This is a genomic window from Anabaenopsis sp. FSS-46 (assembly GCF_029891665.1).
GTDB lineage: Bacteria > Cyanobacteriota > Cyanobacteriia > Cyanobacteriales > Nostocaceae > Anabaenopsis > Anabaenopsis arnoldii.
On record NZ_JANQDG010000081.1, the window covers coordinates 1 to 13,931 of the forward strand.

Here is a 13,931-nt window from a genome sequence, read left to right on the forward strand (position 1 = left end):
GCTATCTTCAGGCTTGTATGTGTCAACAAATCAGTTATGTCCATTGGATGGAAGATATTATGAAATGCTGACATTTCTACCCTTGATAAGACTACTATACTTAAATATGTAAAGTTTTGTAACGACATTCAACACTTGTGCCACAAATTCATATATTGTTGATAGTCTTTGAAGACCATCAACTACGTCCCAAACTCCATCTTCACGTTGAGATACAAAAATAGGTGGAATTGGAATTCCTAATAAAATAGACTCTATTAAACTGGTTTTTTGGCTATTAGTCCAACGAAAAAATCTTTGAAACTCCGGGTGTATATCAATTTCTGCATCTTCATATAAGCTAATCCATTCTCCAATAGACATTGAATATCCATCGACTCTAATTTCTTGTCTCATTTTGTCGATTTCTTCTTGAAGGGACATATTTACTACTCCAATTTTTGCAATAAATAGATTTTTGGTGCGATAGATCGATGAATTTTGATTTTTAGGTTGACATATTTAACGTTTTATTGTTCCTTTAAAGACAAATTTAGCATGATGAATCAGCGTTAAATAAGATATTGTAAGCCTGCATATGCAGGCTTATGTATATTCTTACGTTAATAGTTTCGGGAGAATTATCTACTGATCAAAAAAGTCTAATTTGCCCGGAAAACATTAAAACTGCTGTAAAAATCGTAAATCGCTACCATATAAACGGCGGATATCATCGATTTGGTGTAACACCATAGCAAAACGTTCTACACCAAAACCAGCCGCAAACCCAGTATAAATTTCTGGGTCATAACCTACAGCTTTCATCACATTAGGGTCTACCATACCGCAGCCCATTACCTCTAACCAGCGACCATTCCACTGCAAATCTACCTCAGCAGAAGGCTCTGTAAATGGGAAATAACTAGCACGGAAACGAATGGGTAAATCACCAAATATTGCTTGTAAAAACTCCTTAATAGTACCTTTGAGGTCTGTAAATGTTAGCCCATGGTCGATGGCTAATAGTTCTATTTGATGGAAAACCGCCGAGTGAGTAGCGTCTACATGATCACGCCGATAAACTCGCCCTGGAGCCACAACCCGGATGGGTGGTTCTTCTCTTTCCATGTAGCGAATTTGTACTGATGAAGTATGAGTACGGAGGAGATTACCGTCTGGTAGGTAGAAGGTATCCTGCATATCACGAGCTGGGTGATCGGGAGGGGTATTCAGAGCCTCAAAATTATAATAATCTGTTTCCATCTCTGGCCCTTCGGCTACGGTATAGCCCATACCCACAAAAATATCCAGCGCCCGGTCAATAATACCATTAAGTGGGTGAATTCGACCTTGAGGGCGGTAAATTCCCGGCATGGTCACATCGAGAGTTTCCGCCTCTAGCTGTGCCTGAATTTTGGCAGATTCTAAAGCGGCGCGTTGCTGGTCTAGACTGTTTTGTAGGGATTCTTTGACTGTATTGGCGATCGCCCCAATTTTTGGTCGTTCCTCCCCACTCATTTGTCCCATACTTCGCAATAACGCCCCCAGCTGCCCTTTTTTCCCCAGATAGCTAATTCTGAGTTCCTCTAGACGTTCTAGGGTATCGGCGGCGGCGATCGCTTGTTCTGCTTCTTCCCGCAGTGCTAAAAGTTGAGCCTCTAAATTCGTAGTCATTAGTTATTAGTCATTGGTCATGAGTCATTGATTATTAGTCTACGACTTTGGAATGGTACCCAATCACTGTACAAAACAGTCCAAGTCAAAACCCAACCTGCGTTTACTAGTTTAGAGTTGACACTCTGCGGTCTGAAGACACGCAGATTCTTTGAGACTTGCTTAAAAGGAATAGTCAATTATCCCCCTACACGCTCAAAACAACTACCTACGGATAAGTGTTGCAATTACGCTTACTTTTATATTTTTTTGGCTTTCTGAGTCCATCGAATTTTGGCGGTATACACTCTGTATTTTGCCTTTGCTTGTTTAACCAGGCTACGGTCAAAGCCGAGACGAGATAAATCAGGGGTTTCTCCTGCTCAAAATACTTCTTCGTGCAGATGGTTATTCTTACTCGCACCTTGATTATATCACCACGGCGAATCAATTCGCCGTTGGCACTTCCTCCGCTGTCTAAAGCCAAGTGGCTTCCGTGCCTTTTTTGCGATTTTCTTGTGAGAGTTTTTTTACCTCATACTACAGGGATAGAATATTGAGAAATGACTGATAAAAAGATCCATGAAATTACTCATTAGTAATGATGACGGAGTTTCTGCTTTAGGTATTCGTACCCTAGCTGACCGCTTGGCAGAAGCAGGACATGATGTAAGTGTAGTTTGCCCAGATCGGGAGCGTTCAGCAACCGGACATGGATTAACCATCCACCAACCCCTTCGCGCTGAAGTGATCGAATCAGTTTTTCATCCGGCCATCAATGCTTGGGCTTGTGATGGTACTCCCTCAGATTGCGTGAAATTGGCACTGTGGGCTTTGTTAGATTCTCCCCCTGATTTAGTTCTGTCTGGCATTAATCAAGGTGCAAATTTGGGCACTGAAATTCTTTATTCTGGTACGGTTTCCGCCGCTATGGAAGGTGTAATTGAAGGTATTCCCAGTATAGCTTTAAGTCTTACCAGCCATACATCTAAAGACTTTCAACCTGCTGCTAGGTTTGCCGAAATGCTTGTAGAGAAACTAGCGGTAAATCCTTTACCAGAATTGATGTTGCTGAATGTCAACGTTCCCCCTGTACCTTGGGAAAAAATCGCCGGGGTGACTTTTACTCGTCAGGGAGTACGGCGCTATGTGGACGTTTTTGACAAGCGTGTGGATCCCCGTGGTAGAATCTACTATTGGTTAACTGGGGAAGTTTTAGAAGAAGTGGAACCGCCCAAAGGTTTAAATATATCTGATCATGTGCCGATTGATGTCCATGTGATCCGCAGCAACTACATCAGCATTACGCCATTACAATATAATCTTACCTATCCCACAGGATTGGACAAGTTATCTAGTTGGGAATTTCCTCTGACTTGAGTGATGATCAGCAGTCTGGAATCAAGTTTGTACTCTAAGCAATTGTAGATTTTAGATTAGATTGGAGATCAAGAGCTATTAGCGCCATCGCCTACCTGACTCAACTTTGTAGACCCCTGACCGTAAAGTAGCTTGTGACTGATGGCTAAATCAACCTAAATTCTCAGAATCCACGTGCTAAATTTGTCTAAAAATGGGTGTTCTTTGTGGGTTGCTTCCTCACCGGAAGAGCTGCTCAAACCAACTGCTGTCGCTCTTGGCAAATTTGACGGTGTGCATCTTGGACATCACAGAGTTATTCAACCAATTTTGCCCGCAGCATTGGATGGGGAGAACACCCAGCCACAAGAACAAACATACTCGACAGTTGTCACCTTTGACCCCCATCCCCTGGAGTTTTTTACAGGTCAACCCAGACCTTTGCTCACACCACTGGATGAAAAAGTCCAACAATTGCGCTCTCTAGGAGTAGAACAACTTGTACTGCTACCCTTTGACAAAGAATTATCTGCTTTATCTCCCACAGATTTTGTAGATAAAATCTTAGTGCAACAACTCCAATGTCGCCGCATTAGCGTGGGACAAGATTTTTGTTTTGGTAAACAGCGTCGTGGTACTGCTCAAGATTTGCAATTACTAGCCGCGAAGCACCATATCCCCGTGACTATTGTTTCCTTGCAAACTTATACAGACAATACTCCCACCCAACAAACTCCCATTAGCACTTCACTCATCCGTCACTATTTAGAAAGTGGGGAGATTAAAAACGCTAACTTTCTACTGGGACGACCTTATACCCTCATTGGTACTGTGATTGCAGGGGCAAAAATGGGCAGAACTATCGGTTTTCCCACCGCCAACCTGCAATTACCACCAGACAAGTTTGTCCCCCGCCACGGTGTATATGCCGTCCGCGCTACTATTATGGGTGATACACCAGACCCAACTACGATACATGATAAATTGGGTGTGATGAATATCGGTAAGCGCCCGACAGTCAATGGTAGTAACTTGTCTGTGGAAGTGCATCTATTCGATTGGTCTGGTGATTTATATGGCAAAAAACTGACTGTGCGGCTCGTCGATTTTTTGCGCCCAGAACAGAAATTTCCTTCTCTGGAAGACCTGAAAACACAAATTCAACTTGACTGTAATATTGCTAGGGAAGTTTTCAGGGTGAATGCTGATTTGACCTAATTCAATGGGAATTATCTCTATTATTCCGGAAATAATTACCGCCCTCCACACCTATGTAATCTCATAACTAAGATATAGGTGTGAAGAGCCTCCTCTGGAGTCATCAAATCAAGACCATCTTGGCATTTAAGTGTAAAATACAATCATGCTGCTAAGATTCAAGACTCAACTCACAGTCAACAAGCAACAAAGGCTGCCACTGGCTGAACACGCACAGAGCAGCTATACAGGCTTGGAATCGAGGTTTAGCACTATGTGAAATCAACCCAATCCATTACTTATTGGATCTACTTTTTTCTTGTTTTTGAGTTAACTCTGATTTTATGCCCATCTACAACCTGAATGGCTGGACTGGGTTAAATTCTTATAATCAATACAAAAACTTTATTTTCCGTACCCCTTGATTTAGTTCCCTAATCTGCCATGCTAAAACTCTTGTTGGGCGACCCCAACGCTCGTAAGCTGAAAAAATACCAACCTTACATTAGTGAAATTAACCTGTTAGATGAAGAGATTCAAGCTCTTTGCGACGAAGATTTAAAAGGCAAAACAGCAGAATTTCAACAGCGTCTTGGTAAGGGCGAAACACTCGATGATATTCTGCCAGAAGCCTTTGCTGTGGTCAGGGAAGCCGGACGGCGAGTCTTGGGTTTGCGACATTTTGATGTCCAGCTGTTGGGCGGTGTTATCCTGCACTCTGGACAAATTGCCGAAATGAAAACCGGGGAGGGTAAAACTCTAGTTGCTACTTTACCGAGTTATTTAAATGCTCTAACTGGTAAGGGTGTACACGTGGTTACCGTGAACGATTACCTGGCTCGTCGGGATGCTGAATGGATGGGACAGGTGCATCGGTTTCTGGGTCTAAGTGTGGGGCTAATTCAGTCCAGCATGATTCCCAGTGAACGCAAGAAAAACTATGAGTGTGACATCACCTATGTGACTAATAGTGAGGTGGGCTTTGACTACCTACGGGATAATATGGCCACATCCATGGCGGATGTTGTACAACGCCCGTTCAACTATTGTGTAATTGACGAGGTAGACTCGATTTTAATTGATGAGGCGCGAACACCCCTGATTATTTCTGGACAGGTAGAAAGACCTACGGAAAAATACCTCCGCGCTGCTGAAATTGCCTTCAGTCTGAAAAAAGATGAGCATTATGAGGTAGATGAAAAGGCTCGAAACGTACTGTTAACTGATGAAGGGTTTGCAGAATCAGAACATCTTTTGGGAGTTACAGATTTATTTGACCCGGAAGACCCCTGGGCGCATTTCATGTTCAATGCTATTAAAGCTAAGGAACTGTTCCTCAAGGATGTAAACTACATCGTCCGTAACGGCGAAGTGGTAATTGTGGATGAATTTACCGGGCGCGTCTTACCGGGAAGACGTTGGAGTGATGGTCTACACCAAGCAATTGAAGCTAAAGAACACGTAGATATTCAGCCGGAAACTCAAACCCTGGCAACAATTACTTATCAAAATTTGTTCTTGCTGTATCCTAAACTCGGCGGAATGACAGGAACGGCTAAGACCGAAGAGCCAGAATTTGAAAAAATCTATAAGTTAGAAGTGGCGGTAATTCCCACCAATCGCACCAGGAAACGTCAAGATTTGGCGGATATGGTGTTTAAAACTGAGCCTGGTAAATGGCGAGCGATAGCCGGTGAATGTGCCGAAATGCACCAACTGGGTAGGCCGGTTCTAGTAGGAACTACTAGTGTAGAAAAATCAGAATATCTCAGCCAGCTACTAAAACAGAAGGGGATTCCCCACGAACTTCTCAACGCTCGCCCAGAAAACGTAGAACGGGAAGCAGAAATAGTCGCTCAGGCAGGACGCAGAGGGGCTGTAACTATTGCCACCAACATGGCGGGGCGGGGTACAGATATTATCCTGGGTGGTAACTCCGAGTATATGGCACGGTTGAAGCTGCGGGAATATTTTATGCCGCGAATTGTCATGCCGGAAAATGAAGATATCTTTGGTGTGCAAAGGGCAGCTGGGTTACCCTCTGGACATGGTGGTGGTCAAGGTTTTGTTCCCGGTAAAAAAGTCAAAACTTGGAGAGCTTCACCGGAAATTTTTCCGACTCAATTGACAAAAGACACCGAACAGTTATTAAAAGAGGCTGTGGAGGTGGCTGTGGCCGAATATGGTGAACGCAGCTTACCAGAACTGGCAGCAGAAGACAAGGTAGCCATAGCAGCAGAAAAGGCTCCCACCAATGACCCTGTAATTCAAAAGTTACGGGAAGCTTACAACCGGGTGAAGCAGGAATACGAAGATTTCACAGACCGCGAACATGATGAAGTGATTTCATTAGGCGGTTTGCACGTCATTGGTACAGAACGCCATGAGTCACGCCGCATTGATAACCAATTGCGGGGACGCGCCGGACGACAAGGGGACCCTGGCTCCACCAGGTTCTTCCTCAGTTTAGAAGATAACTTACTGCGGATTTTTGGGGGCGATCGCGTCGCTGGGTTAATGAATGCTTTCCAAGTAGAAGAAGATATGCCCATTGAATCTGGGATGCTCACCCGCAGCTTGGAAGGGGCACAGAAAAAAGTCGAAACCTATTACTACGACATCCGTAAACAGGTGTTTGAGTACGACGAGGTGATGAATAACCAACGTCGCGCTATCTATGCGGAACGCCGCCGGGTTTTAGAAGGTCAGGACTTGAAAGAACAGGTGGTCAAATATGCTGAAAAAACTATGGATGAAATCGTTGATTTCTACATCAACCCAGACCTACCCTCCGAAGAGTGGGAATTAGAAAAGTTGGTGGATAAGGTCAAGGAATTTGTCTATCTGCTGGCGGATATGGAAGCAAATCAATTAGAGGATATGACCTTAACCGAGATGAAGGTATTCCTCCATGAACAAGTGCGAATTGCTTACGACCTCAAAGAAGCCCAAATTGACCAGATTCAACCGGGACTAATGCGACAAGCGGAAAGGTTCTTTATCTTGCAGCGTATTGATACTCTCTGGCGGGAACATTTGCAACAAATGGATGCTTTGCGGGAGTCTGTGGGTTTGCGCGGTTATGGGCAAAAGGATCCGTTGATTGAGTATAAGAGTGAGGGTTATGAACTCTTTTTGGACATGATGGTTAACATCCGCCGTGATGTGGTTTACTCGCTGTTTATGTTCCAGCCTCAGGCTCAACCTAGGGTGCAGGCTTCTGAGATGGTGTAAGTTTTTTTGGTAGGCAAAGTCCCAGAGGCGCAGAGATTTTTTTCTGCGTCTTTTTTTTGGGTCTGATGGATGAACGTGTAATTGGTTTTACTGGAGTTTAGAAACCTGTCTGTTTAGAGATCAAGGTAAAACTTACTGCTTGCTGAATGCATTGGCTCAAGCCGCCCGTGGGGACGTGGAACATGGTCTAATTTTTTCTGGGGCTAATGTGAGTTGTACGCAGAAAATTATCTCTGTTGCCGAACTGATGGCAGATTTAACTGCTCAAAGCTAGCACCATAACCTAACTCCTCTCCTGACTCAGGACTGGGGATACTTTTGCTTTCCTGCAGGATTGCGGTCAAGGATTTCTACCGGCTTATTTGCCCATTGTACAACGGCGGCTGGGAATGGAGTATGGCGATCGCCAAAGGCAGTTTCAACTATACCGACGGGGGGCTATATCGAGTTTAACTTAGTGTACGACAACCGCCATTTTACGACGCGCAAATCTAAAAGGTGCGGATTTAACAGGCGCGATTTTAACAAATGCTGACCTAGAGGGTGCTATCATGCCTGATGGTAGGATTCATGATTAAAAATGACATTTAGCAAAACTGCCTGTGACTAAAAAAGGTCTGGTCTGTACTTTTGCCAATAGTAGAAACTGTATTTATGATCATAATTAATCCAACTCCATAGTTCTAAATCAGGTGAATTATGCCAAATAATTGAACTAGGATTAACAGCAATAATCCAACCTGCTTTTTGCACTTGCATACACAAATCTGTACTTTTAAAGTTAACACCAAAATCTTTACATACTCCAAGATGCTGCACAACTTGATATGGCAACAGGAGAGATTTAGCAGCACAATACTCTACCTGAATATAAGCTTTATTATGTAATAATTCTTCGCCTAATATATTATCTTGCTTGGCAAAATTGGTTGTTGATTGTGGGTAATTACTATTAATAAAGTTACCAAATTCTTGAATAGTTTTAGGTTCTTTGCGCTCATAAACCTGAGAACACACTAAACCAACTTCATTATATTCTTGTAAAGTTGTAATTAGCGTGGTGAGAGCCAAAGGATCTAGACGTACATCACTGTCAAGTAGCCAGATGTAATCGTATTTGAGCTTACTGACAAATTGTAACCCATAATATAAGCCCTCATGATCAGCTAATTTTTGTTCCGGTTGCAAAAATGTAATTTGAGTAAAGTCAAATTTTTGTAAATAAGCTTGAGTAAATTCATCTAAAGCATTATCTACAACGTAAATATCAATTTTTGTCTGATATAATTTCTGTTTGCGAATATCTTCCAGCACAGAAGACAGAGAATTTAAATTATAATGAGCCTCAATAACAATTGCAACTTTCATAATATTCTGATCATAAATATGGGCTTGTACCTGTGGTTGAGCTAAAAATCCTGCTAAATAAGATTTCACTTTTACCAATCTCCACAACGCCTATTTGATATTTGAGAATTTTCAATGGACTCATGAACTAAAAATGTGCATTTTCTGGAATTACATAAATTGCTTATGGGTATGGTGCGTTCAAGTGCATAAATTGCGTCAATCAAGTAAAGCACCCGACACTTACGTAATATCTAACTGGAAAAATGCACAATAAAATAGTACATAGCTCAAGAATGTAACTTTTTGGTTTTGTTTACTCTTCTATCTCAAGGCTGAAGACTAGCAAGCAATTAAGGTAATTAAAGTAAAATATATAACATTATATTTTATAGGATATGATGCCAGTCAGGCTTTTTTTAACTAGGCATATAAGCAGACGACAATCGCACTGTAAAGATATGCGAAAATCATTTTACTGAAAACAATACTTTGCGCCTTTGCGTCTTTGGGTGAAACAATTATCAAATATGGCGATCGCAATCGATTTTGGTACAAGTAACACAGTTATAGCCCGCTGGAACCCGGTCACCCAGCGGCCAGAAACCCTGACCATACCCGGTTTATCAACTCAGCACAGCCTCAACCCCCCAGTTATTCCCAGCCTATTATACATAGAACAAATACAACAGGGTAAAGTATTAGTAGGGCAAGAAGTACGCGACGGCGGTTTTGACCTCAAGAACGAAACAAGATTCTTCCGCAGCTTCAAGCGGGGAATTGGTGCGGATGTTCAAGGTTTCCTCCCAGAAATAGATGGGGAGAATGTCACCTTTGAGCAAGTAGGGCAATTATTCTTGAATAAATTAATTGCACAATTAGCACCGATGGAAGGAGGGTTAGATTCTCTGGTCTTAACAGTACCAGTAGACAGCTTTGAAGCCTATCGTCACTGGTTAAGCCAAGTTTGTCAAGCCCTCCCGGTGGAAAAGGTGCAGATGTTAGACGAACCAACAGCTGCGGCTTTGGGTTACGATTTAGCAGACCGAGAAATTCTCTTAGTGGTTGACTTTGGCGGTGGTACATTAGACTTGTCTCTAGTGCGCTTAGATCCAAGTTTGCCAACTAAAAAACCTGTAGGATTTCTCCTGAAATGGGGTAATAAATCCCTGGGTGACAATTCCCGCCAAAAACCTAAAATAGCCCGTGTACTAGCCAAAGCGGGGCAAAATCTGGGGGGTACTGATATAGATGATTGGTTAGTAGATTACTTTGCTAAAACTCAAGGACTAGCGGTAACTCCCTTAACCACAAGATTAGCCGAACGGGTAAAAATCCAGCTATCAACTCAAAACCAAGCTAGTGAAGTTTATTTTGACGACGAGAAGTTAGAGAGCTATGAATTGTCATTAAACCGGGAAATATTTGACAACATCCTGGAAGAAAAGGGATTTTTTGCCCAATTAGATGAGTCAATGACCAGTTTATTACAACAAGCGCGACGACAGGGCATAGAAGTTACAGATATTAACGCCGTTTTGTTAGTGGGTGGGACTGTACAATTACCAGCAGTGCAGACATGGGTAAAACAGTATTTTCCAGGGGAAAAAATCCGCTGTGACCGTCCCTTTGAAGCGATCGCTCAAGGTGCGTTACAGTTAGCCCAAGGGATGGAAATCAAAGACTTTCTCTATCATAGTTATGGTGTCCGCTATTGGGACCGTCGCCAAAACCGTCATAATTGGCATTCGATTATTAAATCGGGGCAGGCGTACCCCATGAGTGAGGCGGTAGAATTAGTTTTAGGCGCGTCTGTGGAAAATCAACCCAGCATTGAATTAATTATTGGGGAATTGGGTTCTCAGACAGGTAGTACGGAAGTTTATTTTGACGGCGATCGCTTGGTTACTCGCCGTTTAGAAGCGGGTGTCACCAGTGTGAAACCCCTCAATGATCAAGCTGGTGCGAGAACCATCGCCCAACTGACACCACCAGGATATCCGGGAATCGATCGCATTAAGGTTTTGTTTCAAGTTGATGAACAACGTTTTTTGCGCATTACAGTGGAGGACTTGTTAACCAGCGATACCCTGTTAGAAAATCAACTAGTCGCTCAACTCAGTTAGTTGATAGTTAAAACTCCCTGGTCTGCATCCAAAGTTGCTAATACACCCACAGGTAAAGCCGCATTGGGACTGTCATGGCCGAAGGGTAAATCAGATACAATGGGAATACCCAAATCACCCAGGCGATCGCGGAGAACTTCTTCAACACTGAAGCTAGGTATACCGGGCGATGCTTCGCATTGAGTAAAGCCCCCCAAAGCAATACCACGAACCTTTGACAACAGACGACTTAAACGCCACTGGGTGAGCATGCGGTCAATGCGGTACGGTGCTTCTGTCACATCCTCCCATGCTAAAATCACACCATCCAACTCCGGTAATATTGATGTAGCTAAAAGATGAGTAGCAACAGTAAGATTACCTGGTAGTAACAGACCAGTGGCGATTCCACCACCCCAAGGACAACCTTTGATGGGAGGAATAGGACGACCTTCGACAACATCGAATAATCGCCCAATTGACCAATCTGGTTCATTCCCTAAAGTCGTCAGTACGGGAGCATGAAGACTAGAAATACCTGCTGTGTAAAGACTCCATAGCAAAGCTGTAATATCAGAAAATCCTATCAGCCATTTGGGTGGTCTACCGTTGAGGTTCCAAGTCCAATTTTCCAAAATCCGGGTGCTACCAAATCCCCCCCTAGTGCAGAGGATACCACGACAAGCTGGATCTTCCCAGGCTTGGGTTAGCTGTTGGCGACGAATTTCGTCTGTTTGTGCTAAATATCCCCACTTATCAGCTAGATTAGCGATAACTTCCACTTGATAACCACGCGATCGCCAAATTTCTACACCCCTTGACAATGCTGGTAATTCTCGCAACGCACCACTAGGAGCAATTACCTTTAATAAGTCACCAGGTTGCAGGGGAGGGGGTAATATGTGAGATTGCATAATTGAAACTGTAATTTTTTTTGTGTGCTTTGTGCTTGTTTAGTAAACAAGGGCGGGGAGAATGCCCACCCCACAAGATTTATGATGTTAAGATGTGTACTTGATTTACTTGAAAAGTGCTGTAATGCCAAACTGTACGTACTTTCAACACAACCTATGATGAATACCTATGATAAATAAATTGGGGCTGAGTCTGTTGCTACTTGCATTCATCGGAAATCCGGCCTGGACATCTACCGCTAGCGGGGTTTTACCAGGTAAACTCACTGTAGCAGTTGATGGGTTGCGAAACACACAAGGACTGGTGTGTGTAACCATATTTGCTAATAGTAAAGGATTTCCCAATAATAATGATGGTGTAGTTAAAAGTAAGTGTACTAAGATTTCCGAAACATCCTCAAAAATTACCTTTGATAACTTACAACCTGGTACTTATGCTGTAGCTGTTATCCATGATCAGAATCAAGATCAAATCCTCAATGTTAATTACCTGGGTATCCCCACGGAAGGCTTTGGGTTTTCCAGAAACCCAGAAGTTCGTACCAGTGCTCCTAAATTTAAAGACGCTGCTTTTTTGCTAGCAGGGCCAAATACAGTTATCCAAGTTCAGATGAAATATTTTTGAGTTTTGTTTTTAAGTGGAAATGTCGGGTGGGTTAGCAGTTAGTTACGGCGCGGTGGAAAATCTTCTATGTTGTAATTCTACTTCTAACTCACCCTAAGTCTCCACTACAAAATGTTAATTGTTAATTGTTTGTGGCTGTTATTCACCTTCCATGAATAGATGTTTCTAAAACTGCTGATTGCTGTGTAGCTTCTTCTGACACGGTTACCTTCTGATTTTCACCGCGCCAGTTATCCCTTTGGTTAATTAGATAAATGCTGATTAAAGTTAGTCCTACTCCCACCCACTGTAACGGGGTGAGAACTTCTGAGAGGATAAGATTACCAAATAAGAGGGCAAAAACTGGAGTGAGAAAGGTTAGAGAACTCAGACTAGTTAAACTACCGCTAGAAGCAAAGTAGAAAAATAATCCATAGGCGATCGCACTACCAAAAACTGTAGCATAGCCTAAAGCCATCCATTCAGAGATAGTGAGATTCTGCCACTGGTGAGATTCTACTACGGATGAAATACCCCACAACGGTAATCCCGCCAAAATCATGTGCCATCCTGTGGCCATTACCGGGTCAGCATATCTACAGACAAACCGAATCATTACCGTTCCCACAGCCATGGAGAGGGCGGCTAACAGCATTAACCATTCACCACTACTCAATACATCTTGCCAATTCCCAATGCTTGCATTGACATTGGGATCAAAAAACTGAAAAATCAACTCATGGGGTAAACCAATTAAACTAATACCGATAACTCCCAGTCCTAACCCCAGCCATCCCCACAAACCAATGTGTTCTTGGAATAGCCACAAGGACAACAAAGCCACCGCTAAAGGTTGGGAGTCAATCATTACAGACCCTAACCCCGCACTAGTTCTAACTAGTCCCTCTGCCAAAAAGCCTTGAAATAATGCCCCATCTACCAAGGCAAATAAAATAATCCACAGCCATGCTAACCAACCCCGCGGCTGGGGTTTACCCATCATTGTTGCTGTAATTAAAATTAACACCCCAGCTGGTAGCAATCGCACCGCTGCCATAAATAGGGGTGTAGTGTCGGCTATGACTCCTTTCATGGCTACCATTGCTGTTCCCCAGAGGAAAAACGGGGCGATTAAAACTAAGGGAGCCGGGGGAAATTTAGATGCACTGAGTTTCAGTTGCATGGGTTTGTTGATGCCTTCGTTTTATAAATACTACAATTGCTTTACACAATTTTACATAATTATGTAGTTTTGTGTTCCCTTAGTATCCAGGGGATTTGATTTTCTCTTCCATAAATTTTCAGCAAATCCTGATTTCTGTGATTAATTAATACTCAATCATCTGGATTTTATTCACTAAATTAGAAATTTATTTCTTTAGATAGATAATATTTAACGCATATTATTTAAGATTCTATATCTAATAAATCATCTCATAAATTCATTTTTATGTTCTAATTTTTAACGGTATTATCGACAATAAATTAACGTAGATATGTTGATAATATCTATGCAACACTGTGGTTTATAATTTGTAT

At 42.6% G+C, this 13,931-nt stretch carries 11 protein-coding genes and 3 pseudogenes; 8 read left to right on the forward strand and 6 right to left on the reverse strand.

The features are described from left to right. Positions 1 to 141 precede the first annotated feature (141 nt). The 3 genes and pseudogenes from NWP21_RS09710 to NWP21_RS09720 all read right to left on the reverse strand — a co-directional run. Positions 142 to 423: pseudogene (locus NWP21_RS09710) on the reverse strand (DUF262 domain-containing protein); the annotation flags it as partial. Between the two features lie 237 nt (positions 424 to 660). Next, on the reverse strand, positions 661 to 1,653 hold the full coding sequence (gene pheS, locus NWP21_RS09715) for a phenylalanine--tRNA ligase subunit alpha (protein ID WP_271734727.1): 993 nt from the start codon (positions 1,651 to 1,653) through the stop codon (positions 661 to 663). 208 nt (positions 1,654 to 1,861) lie between these two features. Further along, a complete protein-coding gene (locus NWP21_RS09720) occupies positions 1,862 to 2,119 on the reverse strand; it encodes a hypothetical protein (protein WP_280792535.1) in 258 nt (85 codons plus the stop codon). Positions 2,120 to 2,214: 95 nt separating this feature from the next. Here NWP21_RS09720 and surE point away from each other — a divergent pair, with 95 nt between their 5' ends. The 6 genes and pseudogenes from surE to NWP21_RS09750 form a co-directional block, all read left to right on the forward strand. Continuing rightward, the gene (gene surE / locus NWP21_RS09725) at positions 2,215 to 3,012 is read left to right on the forward strand and encodes a 5'/3'-nucleotidase SurE (protein ID WP_280792536.1); all 798 of its coding nucleotides are present in this window, start codon (positions 2,215 to 2,217) and stop codon (positions 3,010 to 3,012) included. A 174-nt stretch (positions 3,013 to 3,186) separates the two neighbouring features. Beyond that, positions 3,187 to 4,209 carry a bifunctional riboflavin kinase/FAD synthetase gene (locus tag NWP21_RS09730; protein WP_280792537.1) on the forward strand — a complete coding sequence of 341 codons (1,023 nt, stop codon included), beginning with the start codon at positions 3,187 to 3,189 and terminating at the stop codon, positions 4,207 to 4,209. A 423-nt stretch (positions 4,210 to 4,632) separates the two neighbouring features. Then, entirely contained in the window at positions 4,633 to 7,422 is a 2,790-nt protein-coding gene (gene secA, locus NWP21_RS09735; protein WP_280792538.1) for a preprotein translocase subunit SecA, read from the forward strand. A gap of 139 nt (positions 7,423 to 7,561) precedes the next feature. Further along, positions 7,562 to 7,696 carry a hypothetical protein gene (locus tag NWP21_RS09740; protein WP_280792539.1) on the forward strand — a complete coding sequence of 45 codons (135 nt, stop codon included), beginning with the start codon at positions 7,562 to 7,564 and terminating at the stop codon, positions 7,694 to 7,696. A 37-nt stretch (positions 7,697 to 7,733) separates the two neighbouring features. Further along, positions 7,734 to 7,888, forward strand: a pseudogene (locus tag NWP21_RS09745) (coproporphyrinogen III oxidase); the annotation flags it as partial. Further along, positions 7,887 to 8,000 (forward strand): annotated as a pseudogene (locus tag NWP21_RS09750) (pentapeptide repeat-containing protein); the annotation flags it as partial. The pseudogenes NWP21_RS09745 and NWP21_RS09750, both read left to right, overlap by 2 nt. 28 nt (positions 8,001 to 8,028) lie before the next feature. Here the strand turns inward: NWP21_RS09750 and NWP21_RS09755 are convergent. Continuing rightward, on the reverse strand, positions 8,029 to 8,859 hold the full coding sequence (locus NWP21_RS09755; protein WP_280792540.1) for a glycosyltransferase: 831 nt from the start codon (positions 8,857 to 8,859) through the stop codon (positions 8,029 to 8,031). 440 nt (positions 8,860 to 9,299) lie between these two features. On the opposite strand from NWP21_RS09755, the gene NWP21_RS09760 reads away from it, so the two are divergent. Beyond that, entirely contained in the window at positions 9,300 to 10,895 is a 1,596-nt protein-coding gene (locus NWP21_RS09760) for an Hsp70 family protein (protein ID WP_280792541.1), read from the forward strand. Here the strand turns inward: NWP21_RS09760 and NWP21_RS09765 are convergent. Continuing rightward, positions 10,892 to 11,788 (reverse strand): LD-carboxypeptidase, encoded by an 897-nt coding sequence (locus tag NWP21_RS09765; protein ID WP_280792542.1) that lies wholly within the window; start codon positions 11,786 to 11,788, stop codon positions 10,892 to 10,894. The two genes, NWP21_RS09760 and NWP21_RS09765, sit on opposite strands and share 4 nt — an antisense overlap. A gap of 169 nt (positions 11,789 to 11,957) precedes the next feature. Here NWP21_RS09765 and NWP21_RS09770 point away from each other — a divergent pair, with 169 nt between their 5' ends. Next, a complete protein-coding gene (locus NWP21_RS09770; RefSeq protein WP_280792543.1) occupies positions 11,958 to 12,413 on the forward strand; it encodes a DUF2141 domain-containing protein in 456 nt (151 codons plus the stop codon). Between the two features lie 142 nt (positions 12,414 to 12,555). Here NWP21_RS09770 and NWP21_RS09775 read toward each other — a convergent pair whose 3' ends face one another. Continuing rightward, a complete protein-coding gene (locus tag NWP21_RS09775) occupies positions 12,556 to 13,575 on the reverse strand; it encodes a DMT family transporter (RefSeq protein ID WP_280792544.1) in 1,020 nt (339 codons plus the stop codon). Positions 13,576 to 13,931 lie beyond the last annotated feature (356 nt).